We start from the raw sequence: 520 nt of genomic DNA, 5'->3' as shown, positions 1-520 counted from the left end.
TGCCCCAGCTCATGTTCGCGCAGCGCCTGCAGGTACTGCGCGAAGCGCTGGCGTTGCCGGGCGTTGCCACCGCCGAGGCGCGGCAGGGTCACCTGTGCGCTCAGCCGGGTGCGGCTCAGGGTCAGGCGGCAGCGTCCGTCGCGCGCCTCCTGCCACCAGTAGTTCCACGTCACGCCCCAGCGCGTGTAGGCATGGTAGACCTGCCCGTTCTGGCGAATCGTCGAGGCCTGGCTGAGTGCCTGGCGCAAGGACTCGCCGGTGGCGATGGTCACGTCGTAGTACTGGTACTGCAGCTGTTCTTCCACCTGCGCCTGTGCGCTCAGGCTCATGCCCAGCAGCAGGAGCGGACGCAGGCGCTTCATGGCTTGTGCAACTGCTCGCGGCCACGGCTGATGTCGGCCAGCAGGCGGGCCAGGGCGTGCTGGCGTTCGGCCGGGACGGCCAGTTGCAGGCGCGCACCACTGGCATCGTACTCTTCGCTGGCGAGCAGGGCGTCGAACTCGCCCAGGCGTGCCTTGAA

General features: G+C 69.0%; 2 protein-coding genes. Both read right to left on the bottom strand.

Annotated features, from left to right (window positions below; all coding sequences use genetic code 11):
• On the bottom strand, positions 1 to 362 hold a 362-nt coding region (locus J0A65_RS25515; protein WP_206597013.1), incomplete at its 3' end, for a DUF922 domain-containing protein.
• Positions 359 to 508: a DUF1949 domain-containing protein gene (locus J0A65_RS28015; RefSeq protein ID WP_416135334.1), complete on the bottom strand. Its 150-nt coding sequence runs from the start codon at positions 506 to 508 to the stop codon at positions 359 to 361. The genes J0A65_RS25515 and J0A65_RS28015, both read right to left, overlap by 4 nt.
• Positions 509 to 520 lie beyond the last annotated feature (12 nt).

The sequence above is a fragment of the Bowmanella yangjiangensis genome (genome assembly GCF_017255015.1).
GTDB classification, from domain to species: Bacteria; Pseudomonadota; Gammaproteobacteria; order Enterobacterales; family Alteromonadaceae; genus Bowmanella; species Bowmanella yangjiangensis.
The sequence above is the reverse complement of the archived record's forward strand: the minus strand, read 5'-3'. Positions and strand labels throughout refer to the sequence as shown.